Below are 20,767 nucleotides of genomic sequence, written 5' to 3' on the forward strand. Positions count from 1 at the left end.
TATCACTCCACCGTTAATCTAACCCTAAATGTAGCATAATGTTGGAATGAGTGTCGAGCGCCTGGTTTCTTAACGGCGAGGTGGAGTGAACCTTGCGTGTTGCTGGGCAAACCTCTTACAGATCCATCGCTTTGAGGAATGGTTTGATATTGGCTTTGAATTGAAGCAGATACGGCTTGCGGTTCTCGTCGAAAATAAGCAGCAGCTGCGGTTTCTTCGGACAATAGAACAGGAACACATCCTGTGTCATGACCTGCAGTGCTCCTGCTTTCACAGCAGTCGGTTGATCAAGCGGGATACGGAACACATAACCGCATTTGTCTTCTGCCTGCAGTCTTGGCGACATGCCGGTAACGGAATTCAGCCATGACTTCGCGTAACCTTGAAACTCGGCATTGTTCGGGACGCTCTTCACAACCTTGCCCGCAACGACATCGAAAGCCTGCACTGGCCGCTGCGTGGTATCGTGGTCATCCAGTGCCCCGGCGCTGACGACAGCAGGAAGAACCAGAAACAAAAGCAGTGCAAGGGCAGATACAATTTTTGTACTCCATCTTCTCATTTACGCAGTCTCCTTAATCGGTACAGGATGGTTTCCTCCTTACGGTGCCCATCTTGACAGCGAAGCATGAGACGATATGATTAGGTAAAACTGAGCAATTCAGGAGGCAATCGAATGAGTGAGAGGAAATTAAAGCTTGCGATCGTGCAAATGCACGTTGATGCGGGATATCCCGAGGCGAATTTTGCAAGGCTGGAGGAAAGGCTGAACGAAGCCGTTCAAGGCCCGGTTAAGCCTGACTTGATCATGTTCCCGGAGATGTGGAATACCGGTTACGCACTTGAGCAGATCGAACAGATTGCGGATCAAGATGGAGAGCGCACAAAGGCGCTTCTGTCAGCTTTTGCCCGCGAACACCAAGTTCAAATTATTGGAGGTTCCATTGCGGAGAAACGTGATGGCGGCGTTTATAATACGATCTATGCGTTCAATGAGAACGGTGAAGTAGTATCGGACTATTCCAAAATTCATTTGTTCCGTCTCATGGATGAAGAAAAGCATCTGAAAGCAGGGGAGAAGCTCGGAACGCTCGAAGTGGCAGGTTCGGAAGCAGGCATGATGATTTGCTACGACATCCGGTTCCCGGAGCTCGCGCGCAAGCTAGCGCTTGGCGGTGCTAAAGTCTTGTTCGTTCCGGCCCAGTGGCCTAACCCGAGATTGCATCATTGGCGGACCCTGTTAACAGCCAGAGCCATCGAGAATCAAATGTTTGTTATCGCATGCAATCGCTGTGGAACGAGCGGAACGAGTTCATTCTTCGGGCATTCCTTAATCATTGATCCATGGGGCGAAATTGTGGCAGAAGCTGGAGAAGACGAAGTCATCATGAGAGCGGAAATCGATCTGGACCTCGTAGACGCCGTCCGCGCCAAGATTCCGGTATTCGAAGACCGCCGTCCTTCACTTTATTAATGTAGCTTTCATCGTTTCAATAAAAGCCTCGGCCGCTCTCGACAGATAGCGGCCTTTACGGCTTGCAATGACGAGTGTACGGATCGGTGTGGGAGCAGAAAGCGGCAAATAGACAGGCGTTCGCTCATCGTCTCTATCCCTTATCAGCATCTTTGGCACGAATGTGATTCCCATTCCAGCGGCAACGAGAGATTGGATGGTTTCGATATTCGTACTCTCAAATACGATGCGCGGCTCGAAGCCTGCTTGTTCGCACAGCTCCATTACATTTTGCCGGAAGCCCTGGCCTTTCTTCAATACGATAAAAGGTTCGGCACTTAAGTTTTCGATGTGAATCGGTTCATTAATCTTTGCAAGAGGATGATCAGGCGGAACTGCGAGCACGATTTCCTCTTCTATAATTGGAACCCACTCCAGTGACGGCTCGAATAGAGGCAGTGCAAGTAAGCTGAGGTCGGTTTGGCCGCTTGCGGTTAATTGCTCCAGCTTGGATGGTGTATCTTCGACAAGGACAACTTCGATTTCGGGATACCTTTTATTGAAGATAGGCAGCACGGTTGGCAGGACGTGAGAGCCGGTAATGGATAAACTGCCCACAACGAGCTTTCCTTTGCGCATATGAGCAAGGTCGTCGAGTTCCTGTTTCAATTGTTCGATATTGTCCAAAATATTTTGCGCTTTATCAACAAATACCGCGCCTGCATGCGTAAGCTCAACGGAGTTTGTGGTTCGGCGGAATAAGAGCACGCCGATTTCCTTCTCCAGCTTCGACAGCTGCTGGCTGAGCGACGGTTGAGCTATATGCAGTTTCTCCGCTGCGCGCGAGAAATTCTTCTCTTTGGCAATTTGGATGACGTATTGCAGCTGGCGAAATTCCATGATTGACCACTCCAGAACCAAGTTTTTACATGATTTATCTTCATAGGCCGTACCTATTGCTGTTATAGATATTATATCTTAGATCAATGAAGAAAGAAATGTTATGATGGCTACATTGAATTATTGCTACGAGCAAATGAACTTATGAGGTGAATATAATGACGAAAAGAACGATGTTTGAGAAAATTTGGGATAATCACGTCATTCATTCGGATGCAGGTAAACCGAGCGTAATCTATATCGATTTGCAGCTTGTCCATGAAGTAACTTCTCCGCAAGCGTTTGAAGGCCTTCGTATGTCAGGTCGTAAAGTACGCCGTCCGGACCTTACTTTCGCAACGATGGACCACAACGTACCAACGAAAGATCGTTTCAACATTACGGATCCAATTTCGAAGCAGCAAATTGATACACTGACTCAGAACTGTAAGGACTTCGGCGTTACCTTGTTCGACCTCGACAGCATCGACCAAGGTGTCGTTCACGTTATGGGACCAGAGCTTGGCCTGACGCATCCCGGTAAAACAATCGTTTGCGGCGACAGCCATACTTCCACGCACGGCGCTTTCGGAGCTCTTGCTTTCGGTATCGGTACTTCCGAGGTTGAGCATGTTCTTGCAACGCAGTGCTTGCAGCAATCCAAAGCCAAAACAATGGAAATTCGTTACACAGGCAGCCGCAAACCCGGCGTAACCGCTAAAGATATGATTCTTGGCGTTATTGCCAAATACGGTACGGATTTCGGTACCGGTTATGTAATGGAGTTCACGGGCGAAGCTATCCGTACCCTGTCCATGGAAGAGCGTATGACGGTTTGTAACATGTCCATCGAAGCAGGCGCGCGCGCTGGCTTGATCGCTCCTGACGAAACTACTTTCAATTACCTGCGCGGCCGTGAATACGCACCGCAAGGCGAAGCGTTTGATCGTGCAATTGCAGTTTGGGCTGAGCTTGCGACAGATGAAGGCGCTGAGTTCGATACCGTTCTTGAATTCGACGTAGATTCCTTGATCCCGCAAGTAACTTGGGGTACAAGCCCGGGTATGGGTACTGACATTACGAAGAACGTACCGGTACCTGCCGAGCTTCCAACTGAGAACGAGCGTAAAGCAGCTGAGAAAGCACTTGAATATATGGGACTTACTCCTGGTACGCCAATGAGTGAGATCGACATCGACTACGTCTTTATCGGTTCTTGCACCAATGGTCGGATCGAAGATTTGCGCGCCGCTGCTGAAATTGCCAAAGGCTATAAAGTAAGCGACCGCGTTACAGCGATTGTTGTTCCGGGTTCGGGCCGCGTTAAGATCCAGGCTGAGAAAGAAGGCCTTGATGTGATCTTCACTGAAGCAGGCTTCGAATGGCGTGACGCAGGCTGCTCCATGTGTCTTGCGATGAACCCAGACGTTCTGCAACCGGGTCAACGCTGCGCATCGACATCCAACCGTAACTTCGAAGGCCGTCAAGGCCGCGGCGGACGTACACACTTGGTTTCCCCGGCAATGGCCGCAGCTGCTGCGATCATGGGTAAATTCACAGACGTTCGTGACTGGAAAATCAAATCCGAAGTATTGAACTAGTAACACTGCAATTGAATCGCCCAAAATATGGGGATATCGATTGCATTAGCAAGAGAGACGAGAGGAGTTAACGATCATGGAAGAATTTAAACAGCTAACGGGTCTTGTTGCCCCGGTAGATCGTGTTAACGTAGATACAGATGCAATCATTCCTAAACAATTTCTGAAGCGCATTGAGCGCAGCGGTTTCGGCCAGTTCTTGTTCTTCGAATGGCGCTGGGATGAGCAAGGTAACGTAATTGATACGTTCAGCCTTAACCAACCTCGTTACCAAGGTTCGGAAGTTCTGATTTCCCGCGCTAACTTTGGCTGCGGCTCATCCCGTGAGCATGCGCCTTGGGCGATTCTCGATTATGGCTTTAAAGTCGTTATCGCGCCTTCGTTCGCAGATATCTTCTATAACAACTGCTTCAAGAACGGCATTCTTCCAATCCGTTTGAGTGAAGAGCAAGTTGAAGACTTGTTCCAACGCACGACGAAGACGGAAGGCTACAAGCTGAATGTTGACTTGGAAAACAAGACGTTGACAGATGATGCCGGACTGCACATCGACTTCGACCTCGATGAGCACCGCCGCCAATTCCTGCTTCAAGGGCTTGATGATATCGGCCTTACGCTTCAGCACGAAGACAAAATCTCCGCGTACGAAGCAAGCCGCGTCGCATTTTAAATTAAACATGGCCGCCCCAATCATCGTTTGATGATTAGGGCGGCTTTTTTTTGTTGTAGGTCGATTTCGCTGTCAGCGCGGGGCTGAGAGCCGGGAAATGGAACTCTCAGCGGTGAATATTATCTACTTCATACTAGATAGTTACATTTTTCCTGAATACGCAACTTTTTCTGACAAACTGCGTCTAATCATTGTCTACAGTTATCGTCGAATTAAGGCTGCTGAGAGACGAAATAAATCGTTTTAGAGGTGAAGGATGAAGAAGTTTGTGTCCGCTGTGTTGCTGTTGTCGCTCTTGATCTCTTTGTTCCCCAGTCTCGTGGGAGCAGCGGAAGCACCAAAGCTTTATCTGAATGGAAAACAGCTTCAAAGTGCTGCTGAGCCCCGCATTGTTGGCGATTCGACACTCGTTCCAATTCGAACGGTGACGGAAGGGCTTGGTTTTGATGTGGCATGGGAGAAGCCGAATGTAACCATCTCCAACGGCGAAACAAACATGGTTCTGACAATTGGCGGTAAGAATGCCATAGTGAACGACCGGGAAGTCTCTCTAGACGCGCCAGCTCTCAATACAGACGGCTCTACGTTGGTGCCGCTGCGTTTTATCAGTGAGCAATTCGGGTTAAGTGTATATTGGGACAAGCCATCCCGCTCTGTACATCTCTTTCAGCAAACCGTAGTGACTCCGCCGGTTGTAACGCCACCGGTCGTAGATCCGCCAACCGAAACGCCGGACCCGGGAACGGATCCAGGAAACGGTGAAGGGCCGGTCGTAGATCCACCGTCAGATACTTCTGCAAGTCTCAAATCAATCGAGTATAATGGTTTAGGCAGTATTTACCTATCCTATGAAGGCGATTTCAAAGATGTCAAAACAGAGGTGCTGCATAACCCAGAGCGTGTTGTCATCGACCTGCCTTATATGAACTTTAATTCTGCTTTTACGCCTGCCTTCACGCAGCTGAACAGTTCCACAAAGCTTGGCGAATTATTGATCGATTCGCATCCGACACTTCAGAAGGTGCGGTACTCCTATTATTCGGACAAGCCGGATACGGTTAGGGTGGTTCTGGACCTACTAGCGCCTACCAATGTCCAGACCGTCAAAGAAGATCAATCCATTCGTATTGATGTTTTGGAGCAAACCGGTCCACCGCCTGTTACTCCGCCGGTAACGCCGGGGGATAAGGTTTATAAAGTAGTGCTCGATGCAGGTCACGGCGCGAAAGATCCCGGTGCGCTTAGCGTGAACGGACGGCAGGAGAAGGAATACAACCTTGCCATTACGTTAAAGGTAAAAGCGCTTCTTGATCAAGAAGCGAAGATCAAGCCGTATCTTACACGTTCCAACGATACTTTCGTGGAGCTTGATGATCGCGCTGCTTTTGCAAACAATCTAAAAGCTGACCTGTTTATCTCGTTCCATGCAAACAAGACGGAAAGTGCAACGGTTTCGGGCTCAGAGACGTATTACTCACGCGGGGACAGTATCGCTTTGGCGAAGGTCTTGCACAAGTATCTGGTTCAAGGGACAGGCTTCAAGGATCGTGGCGTAAGACAAGCGGATTTCAGAGTAATTAAGAAGACGACGATGCCAGCCGTATTGCTGGAAGCGGGTTATCTCTCTAACAGTGGAGACACTTCCGTACTCTTCAATGATGCGAAACAGAACAAGATTGCTGCGGAAATCGTAGCGGGCATTAAAGAATATTTAAAACTAAGCTAGGAGAATGCCGATGAAACGTCATATTACTACTTCATTATTATCGGTAATCGTTGCAGCCGCACTTATCGTACCGCTTAGCGCTTGCGGCAATCGTGCAGAACCGCTGACGCAAGGCGGAGCGGTTCAAGAACAGCCGGCAGATGGAACTAACAATACTTCGAATGAACAAGATCAGGAACAGGAAACTAATAATGTTCAAACGGAGCCAGCTCAGCCGGATGAACCTGCACTTGTTAAAGAGCAGATAGCCGTTTTCTATACGGACGACGAAATGATGGAGCTCCATGAGCAGAAGTCGGATATCGAGTATGCGGATCCGAAGGACAAGTTGAAAGTGATGTTTACTGCACTCCAGAAGGATGGAGTAAAGGGCGAAGCGTCGTTATGGAAACATGCCGAGCTGCTGAGCGCGAAACAAGACGGAGGAGCCGTCACGCTTGACCTTCATTTGCCTGATGAAGCTAGATTAGGCGCGCCAGGCGAAATGCTTGCTATTCAAGCACTGACACGCACCTATTTCCAGCTGCAGGATGTTACGTCCATCGATCTATTGGTTGATGGTGAAGCAGTCGATAGTTTAATGGGCCATGAAGAAATCGACCATCCCATTACTAAACCATAAGGAGGAGCTCACAGAATATGCCGCAGCAGAAGAAATGGGTTAAAGTGGTTTCATCGATGTTGGTTTTCTCAGTACTTACAGGGTTTTCTGCAGTAGGCGGTTCGTTAGCGTATGCGGACACAGCTTCGACTTCAAGGTTCAGCGATGTACCTGCCGGCCACTGGGCAGAGAAGCATATTGCTAAGCTCGCCACACAAGGGATCGTCAAAGGAACGAACGGGGCTTTCAAACCGGCTGATAACGTGTCGCAGCAGGAAGCGATCGCACTTGCCATCCGTTTTATCGGTAAAGAGCAAGAGGTTAAGGTGGATGATGCCATCGTCTTCCCGGATACGTTTGAGGTCAGCACTTATTTTAAACCCTATATCATTCTTGCTTTTCAAGAAGGTTTGCTAGACCAAAAGGCAGAATTCGAACTTGCAGAAGCGAATCCCAGCTCTGCGTGGGGAACACAGAAAGCAACGCGTGAATGGATTACGAAACTGATCGTGAAAGCGATTGGCAAGCAGAAGGAAGCCGAGGCGCTTGCGAATGATACGATTAGCTTCTCCGATGGAAGCAAGGTAGGGGCGGGTTACAAGGGTTATGTGAATGCTGCCGTATCCTTGCAGTTGATCAAAGGGATTACAGCAGATCGTTTTGATCCCAAAGGGTTCATTACTCGCGCGTCAATTGCTACCATCTTCAGCAGAGCAGAAACGCAATTCCCGGTTACTTACACGGGTCAGCAAACCGCTGTGATGACTAGCATAGATGCAACTTCGGTTCATCTCTTTCAGAATGACAAAGAATCGGCGATTGAGATGACGCCTGATACTTACGTGTACCGCTTCGATTCCGAGAAACCTTCAAAGGTGGCGGATCTTGAAGCAAATACGAAACTGCTCGTGATCTCGAGCGGGAATAAAGCACTTTACGTCGAGCAGCTTGATGCCGCTAAGCAGGTAGAGAAGCTTAAAGGGACCGTGGATCGCGTCCTGGTTAACGATAGTAAGATCTGGGTATGGATCAATGATGAGCCCGTTGCCATCACGTATAACAGCGCAACCGTTGTGACAGATGGAGCCGGTGCAGTCATTAAACCGAGCGCACTTGCGAAAGACAGCGAAGTGGAGATTACGCGCGATACATACAGAACGAAACCACAAGCGCTCTCCATTAAAGTGCAATCGGCACCGATTAACAATAATGCGCAAGGTACAATCAGCGCGGTTGATACGGCTGCGTCAGCTGTAACTGTGAAAGACAGTGTAACCGGAACTGAGTACAAATTTAATGTCTCGCCTCAAGTGGATGTAATCTGGCAGGGACAGATTTTGGACGGCGGATTGTCTCAGCTTCGCGTTGGCGATGCGATTTCGTACGAAGTAAAGAATTCGTTGGTGACCAAAATCACGATTACACAAACGTCGGCTAAGCTAATTCGTGGAGAATTCTATTCTGCGAGCAGTGACGGCAAGACGATCCAGTATGTCAAAAATGCCGGAACTGCGCAAAGCGCCTTGGAAGCGAAGTTCGTATCCATTCTGGTCGATGTAACCATCGATGGTCTGACGGGTACTACCATTGCTGACCTCGTTAAAGGGGATATCCTGGATATCTCGCTGAATTCGAACGATCAGGTTGTTGCGATTAAAGTAGTAAATCGTAATGTAACGTTGATGATTGGCGCAACGGTTCGAAACTATGAAACGGACACGAGGATCTTGGATTTTAAAGATAAAGACGGTAATCCGATGTCGGTTTACTTGACGGATAAAACAAGGATCGATCTAAATGGATCAACTGTTGCTGTTAGTGCTGCAGGATCGCTTCTGGCCAAGAACAGGAAGTTGACGATCGGAGTAACCGATAATAAAGCTGTCCTCATTCAATTCGTATACAAATACAGCGGAACCGTGACAGCCATTAATACAAGCCAAGTTTCGATCACGCAGAGCAACGGAGCTATCATCACATTGCCGCTGGAGCTGCCGAATTCCATTGAAATAGCAGGTAAAACATCTTCTACGATTGCAGATGTCAAAGTAGGCGATACCGTTACAGGACTGTTAAATGCGAATCAAGATAAAGTGATCACGCTGCAGGTGCATACGTCCTTGCAAACGAGCGTATTCGCGGCTGAGGTTGCAGGCAAACGTTTGAAGGTGAAAACAACAGACGGTTCAATCCTGGATTTGAATGCGTCTGCGATGGAGTTTTACAATGAACGCGGCGATAAGGTCACACTGGCTGATCTGAAGTCAGGTCAAACCGGCAATGTTCAATATGTCGGCTCGAGTCCCGTTTCGTTTAAACTTGTTAAAGTCACCTATGGCAAGCTTACGGGAGTAAATACGGGTTCCATGACGATCGTTGATAATACCGGAGTTGTTTCTAGCGTAACGCTAGGCGATTCTTATACCGTTGTGAAGAACGGACTGACAGGCAGCTCGTCTGCAGTTCTTCAAATCGGAGACCGCGTTGAAGTGAAGAAGGATGCTAAAGACCGCGTCGTCGTTACGGTAAACAGCGGTATTAGCAAGAAGTTCTGGAAGTATAACGCTGCTACTGGCGAGCTATCTGTTAAGCGAGCTACTCTTACAGAGCTGAACACGTATACCGTAACGTCGTCTACGAAAATTACCCAAGGCGACCAGCAAATTTCGATCGCTCTATTGAAAGACGGCGATGCGCTTCTGCTGTATTTCTACCAGAACGTATTGGTCGAAATCGCGAAGGTGTAAGCACGGCATGAATGACAGATGTCCCGGTGAAATCTGCCGGGACATTTTTATTTTGCAATTCTGTGAAATCCTGCACAAATTCAGTCATTTAAGGGTCATTTGCGGTTGATTAATGCGACAATATTCGCTACACTTTGAATCGATGGTTCAATTAGGAGTGAGAGATCGGTTGAAGGCGAAAGAGAAAATGGATCATTTTTTGGGTGTGGTCGGTGAGATGTTCCCTGACGCACATTGCGAGCTCCATCACCGCAATCCGTTCGAACTAACGATCGCAGTTCTGTTGTCTGCGCAGTGCACGGATGAAACAGTCAACAAAGTAACGGCGGATTTGTTCCAAAAGTATCAGACACCGGCTGATTATTTGGCTGTTCCATTGGATGAGCTTGAGCACGACATCCGGCGGATTGGACTGTTTCGCAACAAGGCTTTGTTTATCCAGAAACTATGCCGGATGCTCTTAGATGACTATGGCGGAGAAATACCGCAGCAGCATGAGGAACTGACGAAATTGCCTGGCGTAGGCCGAAAAACCGCAAATGTCGTGGTATCCAATGCATTTGGGGTACCGGCAATTGCAGTGGATACGCATGTGGAGCGTGTATCCAAGAGGCTTGGTTTTGCCAAGGCTGATGATAGCGTGCTTGAAGTCGAGAAGAAATTGATGAAGCTGGTTCCGCGAGCATTGTGGACCGAGACGCATCATCGATTGATTTTCTTCGGGCGATACCATTGCAAGGCTCAGAATCCGAATTGTCCGGTTTGTCCGATGCTAGATGAATGCAAAGAAGGCAAACAGCGTATGAAACCTGCTCTAAACCGAAAGGCTAAGTAATAAGACGTTTCACCCAAAACATAATGGATAAGGATGATTCCACATGAAATGCATTTCCGTATACACGAAAGACTTCGCTTTATTCTCTGATATCTATGAGCAAATCATGGAGTCCCCACCGCAAGAAAACGAAGAAATTATCATTGAAGGCGTGACAGTAAGCGGAGCAGGCGACGTACCGGATCAATATATTGAACGTATGAGAGTTAAGCCTGAGTGTGTTGTCATGAAGGAGAAAGAACGCAACATTACGATTCTTCAGCATGGTGAAGTTTTTGAGATTTGTGTGCCTGAAGTACAATTGGTATAACATCTCGTACGTTCAAGTTCGTTTGAACGAGTAGGAAACAGGGAGAGAGAGAAATGAGCCAAACGATTGAAAAAGCTGCTCATTCGCTGGACACCTCGCTTGGAGAAATATCGCCGATCATGGCAGCCGCCGGGGATGCGCAAGACGCAGCGCGGCTGCTTGAACTGCGGGATAAGCTGGGGAACGGTAAGTTGACCGTAGCCTTCTGCGGACATTTCTCAGCGGGGAAATCTACTCTCGTCAATCGGCTTTGCGGCACGCAATTACTGCCGTCAAGTCCGATACCGACGAGCGCGAATGTCGTCAGCATTGTGAACGGGGAAGCGAAAGCGACCATTAAGAAGCTGGTGAACGGGCAAGAGCAAACGATAGAGGTGCCTGTAAACGAAGTCAATGAGTACTGCAAAGACGGCGAAACCGTATTGTCGATTTCCTTGTCCTATCCGATCCCGCGTCTGGGCACGCATACTGTGCTGCTTGACACCCCGGGTATTGATTCCACTGACGACGCGCACCGGATGGCGACCGAATCGGCGCTTCATTTGGCGGACGTCGTTTTTTATGTAATGGACTACAATCACGTGCAATCCGAAATCAATTTCACGTTTGCCAAACAACTCAAGGAGTGGGGCAAGCCGTTATATTTGATCGTGAATCAAATCGATAAGCATCGCGAGAGCGAACTAACTTTTGAAGCGTATAAACAAAGTGTTGACGAGGCGTTCGGGAACTGGCATTTGGAACCGAGCGGGATCGTCTATTTGTCGTTGCGTGAGCCGAATCATCGGCATTCAGAGTGGGCTGCGCTCGAAGGATTGTTCGAATCGCTTGCCGATATTCGGGTGCCGCTGGCACTATGCAGCGTAGATGCGTCCGCTCGTTATGTCGTTCGGATGCATGGGAAAGCGATGGATGAGTTGGCCGAGCCTGAGCGTGAACGTCTGCTTGATGAAGCAGGAGGCGAAGGGGAAGCAGAGCGAGTTCGTGAGGAGATCGCCGGACTTGAGGAGCAGCTGCGCGTTCATGCGGCTGAGGCTGAGAGCTTGCGGGTGAAGACGCGTCTGGATGTGCAAAGCATCCTCGATAATGCGAATATTACGCCGGCGGCAACGCGGGATCTGGCGCAATCCTTTCTGGAGAGCCGCAAGACCGGGTTTAAAGCCGGGCTTCTGTTCGCCGGTGCGAAGACTGCTGCTGAGCAAGAGCGCCGGCTTCAAGCCTTCTTCAATGATTTGGCTGACCTCGTGCAGGCCGGCATCGAATGGCATGTCATCGATCTGCTGAGACGGACGGCAGATCGTTTGGGCTGGCGGGATGAGGCCCTCGAGAAGCAGTTGAAGGATACGTTCGGCGGGTTATTAACGCCTGATCTGTTGATCTCCCTCGTAAACCCAGGGGCTGTCATGGGGAACGAGTATACGATGACATACAGCCGCGAGCTTGCAGCGGCTGCGAAGGGGTTGTTCCGCAAGAGCGCGATGCCTCTCATCGACGCGCTCAGCGACCGCGCAGCAGCGGCGGGCGAAGCGGCCGCTGCGCCGCTGCGCGCGCGGCTTAGCGCGCTCGCGCTGCAAGCCGGCGCGCTAGCGCAGCTGGCCGCGCTGCAGGCGCGCGCGGCCGCGCATCTCGCGCGGCTGGCGGCGCTGCTGCCGCCGGCGCCGCCGCGCCCGGCGCTGCCGAAGCCGGCTGCGCTCGGCAGCGGGGCGCACAGCGCCCCCGGCGCCGTGCCGGCGCCGCCGGCTGCGCCTAGCGCCGGCAGCGGCGCGCCCGCGCCTGCGGCAGCAGCCGCAGGGCACGCTGCCGCAATCAGCGCAACCCCGGAAGCGCCGGCACATCCCGGCGCTTCCCAAGACGCGCTCGCGCCGCAGCGCCAAGCAGCGGAGCGGCTGAGCAAAGCAGCCGCTCTGCTGGCGCCGCATGCGTCGCTCGCCCAGGCCGTGCACGGCATGCGCGAGAAGGCGGAGCGCCTTCGCAGCAGCCGGTTCACGATCGCGCTGTTCGGTGCGTTCAGCGCGGGCAAATCCTCGCTCGCCAACGCCCTGCTCGGCGAGGCAGTGCTGCCCGTGTCGCCGAATCCGACGACGGCTGCGGTCAACCGCATCGTGCCGCCAACCGCGGAGCATCCGCACGGTACGGCTACGGTGCTGATGAAGTCGCGCGAAGCGATGATGGACGATTTGCGTTATTCGCTTAACTTACTGGGTGAAGACGCACAATCGCTAAGCGACGATGCGCTGCTGCAAACCATTCATAAACTAACTCCGGATGCCGTACATGCCGGCGGACGCCCGCATTACAGCTTCTTGAAAGCTGCTGCCAAAGGCTGGGCTGCCCATGAGGCTCACTTAGGCCAGCGTTTGGCTGTAAGCGGCGAGGAATTCCAGCTGTATGTCGCCGAAGAGTCGCGGTCCTGTTTTGTCAGCGAAATCGAGCTGCATCACAGCAATCCGTTGACGGCGCAAGGCATTGTGCTTGTGGATACGCCGGGAGCGGACTCGGTCAATGCAAGGCATACAGGCGTAGCCTTCAATTATATTAAGAACGCGGACGCGATTCTGTTTGTCACCTATTATAATCATGCTTTCTCGCAGGCCGATCGTCAGTTTCTGCTGCAGCTTGGCCGCGTGAAGGATCAATTCGAGCTCGATAAAATGTTCTTCATCGTCAATGCAGCCGATCTGGCGGCGGACGAAGAGGAGCGAGACGGCGTTCTTGCGCATGTGGAACGGAACCTGCAGCAGCACGGTATTCGATTCCCGCGCATGTTCCCGGTCTCCAGCCTTCAGGCTCTGGATGGGAAACGCACGAACAATCAGGCACTGATAGAACAGTCCGGCATTGGCGCGTTTGAAGCCTCTTTCTTAAGCTTCACGAGCGGCGATCTCGGCGCCTTGGCCGTTACGGCGGCGGAGCAAGAGCTTGCTCGCGCCCGCAGCACGATTGCGAACTGGCTCGAAGCGGCATCCGGAGATGCGCTTAGCCGCGAACAGGCAAAGGCTGATATTATCGCGCATACAGCGCGTGCTCGCAGCGTTGTTGATGAACTGAACGAACCCCAGGCGAACGCGAAGCTGCAGCAAGAGCTGAAGGAGCTGCTCTTCTACGTGCTGCAGCGTGTGCAGCTCCGTTTCGGCGACCATTATAACTTCGCGTTCAATCCATCGTCTCTGCAAGACGATGGACGCGATCTGCGTAAAGCGATGTGGACATCCTGGCTGGAGCTGCAGCGTTTGCTGCAGATCGAGCTTGCACAGGAGCTTGAAGCCACTTCGCTTCGTCTGGATAACATGCTGGGCAAACTCGCTGTGAAGAAGTTCACGGAGGTTGCCGCAGAAGCCGGCGCACAGCTTCAAGGCTTCGAAGCGTCCGACTTCAAACCGGTGCAGCCGGAGAGCCCGGAGGCGCAGCCTCCGTGGCAAGCGAAGGAAATCGATGCGAAGCTGCTCTGGAGCAAGTTCAAGTCACCGCGTTATTTCTTCGAAGGCGATGGCAAAGCTGCGCTGCGCAGCGAACTGGAAACCCAGCTGACGGCGCCGATGCAGCGCTGGCTGCAGGCTGCTGAAGAAGCGTGGAGCATCCGCTACACAGAACTTTGGAATCAAGTGATGGTGCATGGTGCGGATACACTCCGCAAGGACTTGGATGCCTTCAGCGAAGGGAAGCTCGCCTCCTTGTCTGATCATGCAGACGTAGAAGAACTGCGCAGTGTTCATACTGCATTGGTTGCCATTTAAATCCATTGCAAGAAGAAAAGAAGCTTATCCAGCGCTCCATTTGAGGCGGATAAGCTTCTTTATTTTGTGAAAATGAAATCATGCAAAAACAGAGGCAAATGTGCAAAAACGGAGCAATATGCGCATGTTGGCAATGATTTACGACGATATCGGAGAATACCCCCCAAACTTTACCCGAGATGGAAGAGGAAGCGAATATTGTCAACTATATGCCCCAGCACTCTGTTTGCCGTACGGAACTCATGCTGTTAATATTCATTCATATTCATAAAAAGATTCATAAAATTGCAACAGGGAGTGGGTTACCCATTGGACGTCTTCAGGCAACTTAAACCGTATTACTGGGTCGAACGCAGAAATTTGTTTGCTTCGATCGCCTTCTTGATCTGCGCTACCGCGCTCGGATTGGTTTATCCTAATTTACTTCGAGTGCTGATCGACAAAGTCATCGTTCCCAAAACATTTGAGTGGGTGCCCGCATTATCGCTCGCTGTCGTCGGGGTCGTTACCTTAAAGGGTGGTCTTCAGTTTCTACACGGACTCTTCGGCGGTCGCCTGGGAAACCGCGTCGCTTTCAGACTTCGTAATGCCTGCTACACGAAATTGCAATCGCTGTCGTTTCAGTATTACGACACAGCCAAAACCGGCGACTTGATGTCGAGGCTGACCGCAGATTTGGAAGCGGTTCGAAATTTCATCGCATTCGGTTTTGCGCAAATTTTCAACATGTTTCTCATGATTATCTTCGGCGCTGCGATGATGTTCTCCATTCACTGGCAGCTCACGCTGATCACGCTTGTGACCATGCCTGTTCTGGTCATTGTGGCACTCCGATTCGAGAAAGTCATTCATCCGGCATTTAGAGAAATGCGCCAAGCCATGAGCCATTTGACAACTGCGGTTCAAGAGAACATCACAGGTGTTCGTACCGTTAAATCATTTGCCCGCGAATCGTTCGAAATGGATAAATTCTCGACACGCAGTGCGGCTTACAAACAAAACCAAATTGCCGCATCCGGCTTGTGGGGAAAGTTCTTCCCTGTCATGGAGCTGCTTGCAAGCGTATGTGCCGTTATTCTGCTTGTTGCCGGCGGTACGCTCGTTATCCGGGGTTCGATTACGCTCGGTGAGATGGTTGCCTTCTTCAGTATGCTCTGGTATATCATCAACCCGATGTGGGCTATGGGCTTCCTGATCAATAACTACACGCAGTCCAAAGCTTCCGGTGAACGGTTGCTGGAGCTGCTCAACGAGTATGTACATGTGAAAGATGCCGAATCTCCGACAATCTTGGACGAGAGCAAAATCGAAGGTCACGTGCAATTTCATAACGTAACATTTAATTATGCGGATAAAGCACCTGCGTTGACCCAGGTGAACATTGATGCGAAACCGGGCATGGTCATTGGGATGCTCGGCGGAACGGGTTCCGGTAAGTCAACGGTCATTCAGCTGCTCATGCGTGCTTATAACATTAAGATGGGCTCCATTACGCTCGATGGCGAAGATATTCGCAACATTTCCATTGAAAGCCTTCGTTCCCAAATCGCGACCGTATTTCAAGAGACGTTCCTCTTCTCTTGCTCGATACGCGACAACATCGCATACGCGATTAAAGATGTCACGATGGATCAAATCATTGAAGCCGCGAAGCTGGCAAAAGCGCATGATTTCATCATGGAGCTTCCCGAAGGGTATGACACGATCGTCGGTGAGCGCGGCATGGGACTCTCAGGCGGTCAGAAACAGCGGATTGCCATTGCTCGGGCGCTGATCAAGAACCCGCGTATACTCATTCTCGACGATGCTACAAGCGCCGTAGACATGGAAACCGAACATGAAATTCAAGCCGGCTTCAGCGAGCTGATGGCGGGTAGAACAACCTTTATTATTGCACATCGAATTTCTTCTCTCCGTCATGCGGATGAAATTCTGGTTTTCGACAATGGTCATGTGGTACAGCGCGGGCAGCATGAGCAATTAGTCGCTGAGGCCGGCCCGTATCAGGACACGTATAACATCCAATATGCAGACCGTCCCAGTACCGCCACAGTCGAATTAGCAGCAGAAAGAAGGGTCGCACAGTGAGTGAGGAGCAGCAGCAACAGAAAGGGCAGCCGCGAGGCAGTCATGAGCGTTTCATCTACAAGGACGACGATGCGATTGAGAAACCGTTCAACTGGTCTCAAATTACCCGTTTGTTCTCTTATATGAAACCGTATCGGAAACAATTATTGCCTGTCATTATCGTCATGATGGTGCTCGGGACGCTCACACGTCTGGCCATTCCCGCGATCATCATCATGGCGATCGATGAAGCGATCCAGCCGAAGGACGGTGGGGATCCAAGTCTCAGCAAGCTCTACATGTACGCGGGGATGATGCTGACCCTCTATATTATTCAATGGGCAGCTAACACGTACCGGATTAAGTACACGAATGTAATCGGCCAGCAAGTCATTTATGATTTGCGTGAGGATCTCTTTAAACACATTCAGAAGCTTTCATTTCGTTTCTTCGATAAACGCCCGGCAGGCTCCGTTCTCGTGCGTATTACGAATGACGTAAATGCGCTGCAGGATTTGTTTACGAACGGCGTAGTCAACTTGTTGATGGATTGCGTGCAGCTCGTCGGGATCGTCATCATTTTGCTGGCATGGAACTTCAAGCTAGGCATTGCCATCATGATTACGGTACCGCTCATGTTCGTTGTTTCCACGGCGCTGCGCAAACGGATTCGTTACGCTTGGCAGGATGTACGGATGAAGCAGTCGCGAATCAATGCGCATTTGAACGAAAGTATTCAAGGCATGCGCGTAACACAAGCGTATACGCAGGAGAAATCCAATTTCAGCTTCTTCACGAACATCAATAACACGAATATTAAAGCCTGGAACAGAGCTTCTGCTCTTAACCAAGCATTCGGCCCGATTATCGAAGTCACATCCGCGATCGGTACGCTGATTCTCTTCTGGTATGGCTCGCATCTCATTCAAGTCGGTGCGATTACGGTCGGGGTGCTGGTTGGTTTTGCCAACTACGTCGGAAACTTCTGGGAGCCGATTAACAGGCTGGGTCAAATGTACGCACAGCTGCTGATCGCCATGGCATCCTCAGAGCGGATCTTCGAGTTTATCGACGAGAAGCCGACCGTCGGCGAGGAAGAGAACGCAGGCGCTTTGCCACGTATCCGCGGAGATGTGTCATTCGACAACATTATCTTCGAATACGAGAAAGGCCGTCCTGCGCTTCGCGGCATTTCACTCGACGTAACAGCCGGGCAAACGATCGCGCTTGTCGGACATACAGGATCAGGCAAGAGTACAATAATGAACCTGCTCTGCCGCTTCTATGATCCGGTGCAAGGCGCCGTACGAGTCGATGGCATCGATATTCGGGGCGTCAGTATTGAGAGCTTGCGTTCGCAGGTTGGGGTCGTGCTGCAGGATACGTTTATTTTCTCCGGTACGATTCGCGAGAATATCCGTTTCGGCCGATTGAACGCCACTGACGATGAAATTGTGAAAGCTGCTACGGCCGTCGATGCTCATGATTTCATCATGAGTTTGCCAGATGGTTATGACACGGAAGTGCAAGAGCGCGGTAACAGCCTATCGATGGGACAACGCCAGCTGCTGTCCTTTGCCAGAGCATTGCTGGCAGATCCACGCGTCTTGATTCTGGATGAAGCGACTGCAAGCATTGATACCGAGACCGAGCTCAAAATTCAAGAGGCGCTCAAGAAACTATTGCAAGGCCGTACTTCCTTCATCGTAGCGCATCGTTTATCCACGATTCGTAATGCGGACCGTATCGTCGTTCTGGATCATGGTCAAATCGTAGAGCAAGGCAGCCATGACGAACTAATTCGTCACAAAGGCACTTATAATGGTTTGATTGAAGCACAGTATCGTTTTTTATCGGCATAATTCTTGATTTTTCGCCAAAGAACCTCCACAATGGAAGAAAACATTTCTTCCAGGAGGTTCTTTTTCTATATGTATGGATCACCGCTTTCATCTACGGCTCGTAAAATTATGCTGCTCGGTTCAGGCGAGCTTGGCAAAGAAGTAATCATCGAAGCACAGCGCCTTGGCGTAGAAACGATCGCTGTCGATCGTTATGAGAACGCTCCGGCGATGCAGGTAGCTCATCGTTCTTATGTCATCGATATGCTGGATCCCGCAGCACTTCGCGCATTGATTGAGAAGGAGAAGCCGGATCTGCTCGTACCGGAGATTGAAGCGATCGCGACTTCCGCTCTGGTGGAGCTGGAGAAGGAAGGCTACCGCGTTATCCCTACCGCACGCGCAGCGCTTCTGACGATGGATCGCGAAGGCATTCGTCGTTTGGCAGCGGAAACACTGAGTCTGCCTACAGCGCCATATCGCTTCGCGGATACGCTGGACGAGCTTAAAGCTGCTGTTGCAGAATTGGGTACGCCTTGCGTCATTAAACCGATTATGAGCTCATCCGGCAAAGGGCAAAGCGTCTGCAAAACAGAAGGGGATGCTGAAGCTTGCTGGAACTATGCAATGGAAGGCGGACGCGCGAAGAAAACGCGTGTCATCGTCGAAGGATTTATCCATTTTGAATCGGAGATTACGCTGTTAACGGTTCGTTCGGCATCGGGCACGTCGTTCTGCGCGCCGATCGGACATGTACAGAAGGACGGCGATTACATCGAGTCCTGGCAGCCGCATGAGATGTCGGCTCAACAAATCGAAGAAGCCGAAGCTATTGCGCGTGCAGTAACCGAGGAGCTTGGCGGCTACGGCATCTACGGCGTCGAGCTGTTCCTAACGAAGGATGGCGTACTGTTCAGCGAGGTTTCACCTCGTCCGCATGACACGGGCATGGTTACGATGGTTACGCAGGATCTCTCCGAATTTGCGCTTCACGCAAGAGCGATTCTGGGGTTCCCGATTCCATCCATCCGTCTACTGACGCCTGGTGCATCGTATACGCTCAAAGCAGATCGCGATTCGGAGCAATTCCAAATCGGCGGTCTTGAGCAAGCGCTGAGTGTACCGAATACGCAGGTTCGTGTGTTTGGCAAACCGGTTACGAAACCGGGCCGCCGCATGGCTGTTGCCCTCAGCTCTGCTGACGACTGCATAAAGGCGCGTGAGTTAGCTAAACAAGCGGCACAATCCCTTACGATCAACTACGAATAAATCGTGCGATAGACACGCCGAGTATGCCGAAACTATTGCCAGCAGATTCCTTCCAAGGGCTGCTGGCAGAGCATACCGGCTTTTTTTGTACCTGCCGCAATTGGAGGAATTTGCAAATTACAGCTGAAAGCATTACTTTAAAAAAGAATATTAATTTACCGTTAAGGGTTCGATATAGGTAGAAGGAGCGTTATTAACATGAGAAGTGCATCTTCCGGCGTGTTATGGACAACGATCGGTATTTCAGCTCTGATCTCGACATTGCTGTTGATCGGCGGGTTTGGCTATGCGGTGAAGGATATGCTGTATCCGCAAGCAGAAGCTTACACAGGGGAGCAGGGGAAGCCGGCGCAGCCGGAGTCAAGCAACCTTGGCAGCAGCAAGGCCATCAACATTACCGCGATTGGCGATTCGCTCACGAAGGGGACGGGCGATGCTACAGGAGAAGGTTATGTCAAGCAAGTCGTAACGCTGCTTAAGAAGAAATATCCGCTGATTCCTGTCAAATTGAACAACAATTTGTCTATAAACGGCTTGAGGGCCGATCAACTCGCGCATTTGCTTAGTACGGACAAGGGGTATCGCTATTCTTTGCAGCAAGCTAATCTCATTGTTTTCACTATCGGAGGAAATGACTTATTCCAAATCGCAAACGGTCAATCAGCCGGTGACGTGACGGGAGATATTAGTCTGGATACGCTGAAGAAGGAGCTGCCCAAAGGCATCGACCGATTGTCGAAAGTGATCAAGCTGCTGCACGAAATCAATCCTAACGCGCAAGTGGTGTACACAGGCCTATATAACCCATTTTATAATATTACGGACCTTAGAGACGGCAGTCTGGAAGTTCAGAAGTGGAACGAGGAAGCCTATTCGATTCTGCACAACTATCCGAACATGACTTTGGTGCCTTCATTCGATATGTTTGAACGGTCCATTGATATTTATCTGTCGAGCGATCATTTTCATCCCAACCACGAAGGCTACGCACAAATTGCGGCACGTATCGTGCAGTCGCTGAAATAGGAGACCTG

15 protein-coding genes are annotated in these 20,767 nt (G+C 50.6%); 13 read left to right on the top strand and 2 right to left on the bottom strand.

Going from position 1 to position 20,767, the window contains the following annotated elements:
- Positions 1–115: 115 nt before the first annotated feature.
- Complete coding sequence (locus tag AC0YNS_RS08140; RefSeq protein ID WP_475780499.1) at positions 116–562, bottom strand: hypothetical protein; 447 nt, start codon at positions 560–562, stop codon at positions 116–118.
- Positions 563–676: 114 nt separating this feature from the next.
- Between AC0YNS_RS08140 and AC0YNS_RS08145 the strand changes: the two genes are divergently transcribed.
- Complete coding sequence (locus tag AC0YNS_RS08145) at positions 677–1,474, top strand: carbon-nitrogen family hydrolase (RefSeq protein WP_475780500.1); 798 nt, start codon at positions 677–679, stop codon at positions 1,472–1,474.
- Here the strand turns inward: AC0YNS_RS08145 and AC0YNS_RS08150 are convergent.
- Positions 1,463–2,353, bottom strand: a complete 891-nt coding sequence (locus tag AC0YNS_RS08150; protein ID WP_475780501.1) for a LysR family transcriptional regulator — start codon at positions 2,351–2,353, stop codon at positions 1,463–1,465. The genes AC0YNS_RS08145 and AC0YNS_RS08150 overlap by 12 nt on opposite strands.
- 158 nt (positions 2,354–2,511) lie before the next feature.
- On the opposite strand from AC0YNS_RS08150, the gene leuC reads away from it, so the two are divergent.
- The 12 genes from leuC (at position 2,512) to AC0YNS_RS08210 (ending at position 20,759) form a co-directional block, all read left to right on the top strand.
- The gene (gene leuC, locus AC0YNS_RS08155) at positions 2,512–3,933 is read left to right on the top strand and encodes a 3-isopropylmalate dehydratase large subunit (RefSeq protein ID WP_475780502.1); all 1,422 of its coding nucleotides are present in this window, start codon (positions 2,512–2,514) and stop codon (positions 3,931–3,933) included.
- Positions 3,934–4,009: 76 nt separating this feature from the next.
- The gene (gene leuD, locus AC0YNS_RS08160; RefSeq protein WP_475780503.1) at positions 4,010–4,603 is read left to right on the top strand and encodes a 3-isopropylmalate dehydratase small subunit; all 594 of its coding nucleotides are present in this window, start codon (positions 4,010–4,012) and stop codon (positions 4,601–4,603) included.
- 256 nt (positions 4,604–4,859) lie between these two features.
- Positions 4,860–6,329 (top strand): N-acetylmuramoyl-L-alanine amidase, encoded by a 1,470-nt coding sequence (locus AC0YNS_RS08165; RefSeq protein WP_475780504.1) that lies wholly within the window; start codon positions 4,860–4,862, stop codon positions 6,327–6,329.
- Positions 6,330–6,339: 10 nt separating this feature from the next.
- Complete coding sequence (locus tag AC0YNS_RS08170; RefSeq protein WP_475780505.1) at positions 6,340–6,951, top strand: GerMN domain-containing protein; 612 nt, start codon at positions 6,340–6,342, stop codon at positions 6,949–6,951.
- A gap of 17 nt (positions 6,952–6,968) precedes the next feature.
- Positions 6,969–9,677: an S-layer homology domain-containing protein gene (locus AC0YNS_RS08175; protein WP_475780506.1), complete on the top strand. Its 2,709-nt coding sequence runs from the start codon at positions 6,969–6,971 to the stop codon at positions 9,675–9,677.
- Positions 9,678–9,864: 187 nt separating this feature from the next.
- Complete coding sequence (gene nth / locus AC0YNS_RS08180) at positions 9,865–10,512, top strand: endonuclease III (RefSeq protein ID WP_475780507.1); 648 nt, start codon at positions 9,865–9,867, stop codon at positions 10,510–10,512.
- A gap of 43 nt (positions 10,513–10,555) precedes the next feature.
- Positions 10,556–10,822: an NAD/NADP transhydrogenase alpha subunit gene (locus AC0YNS_RS08185; protein ID WP_475780508.1), complete on the top strand. Its 267-nt coding sequence runs from the start codon at positions 10,556–10,558 to the stop codon at positions 10,820–10,822.
- A gap of 53 nt (positions 10,823–10,875) precedes the next feature.
- Positions 10,876–14,556, top strand: a complete 3,681-nt coding sequence (locus tag AC0YNS_RS08190; protein ID WP_475780509.1) for a dynamin family protein — start codon at positions 10,876–10,878, stop codon at positions 14,554–14,556.
- 309 nt (positions 14,557–14,865) lie between these two features.
- Entirely contained in the window at positions 14,866–16,644 is a 1,779-nt protein-coding gene (locus AC0YNS_RS08195; RefSeq protein WP_475780510.1) for an ABC transporter ATP-binding protein, read from the top strand.
- Complete coding sequence (locus tag AC0YNS_RS08200) at positions 16,641–18,485, top strand: ABC transporter ATP-binding protein (protein WP_475780511.1); 1,845 nt, start codon at positions 16,641–16,643, stop codon at positions 18,483–18,485. The genes AC0YNS_RS08195 and AC0YNS_RS08200 overlap by 4 nt, the downstream gene beginning before the upstream one ends.
- A gap of 69 nt (positions 18,486–18,554) precedes the next feature.
- Complete coding sequence (gene purT, locus AC0YNS_RS08205) at positions 18,555–19,733, top strand: formate-dependent phosphoribosylglycinamide formyltransferase (RefSeq protein ID WP_475780512.1); 1,179 nt, start codon at positions 18,555–18,557, stop codon at positions 19,731–19,733.
- Positions 19,734–19,931: 198 nt separating this feature from the next.
- Positions 19,932–20,759: a GDSL-type esterase/lipase family protein gene (locus AC0YNS_RS08210; protein ID WP_475780513.1), complete on the top strand. Its 828-nt coding sequence runs from the start codon at positions 19,932–19,934 to the stop codon at positions 20,757–20,759.
- Positions 20,760–20,767 lie beyond the last annotated feature (8 nt).

It is taken from the genome of Paenibacillus sp. J22FR21 (assembly GCF_056269135.1).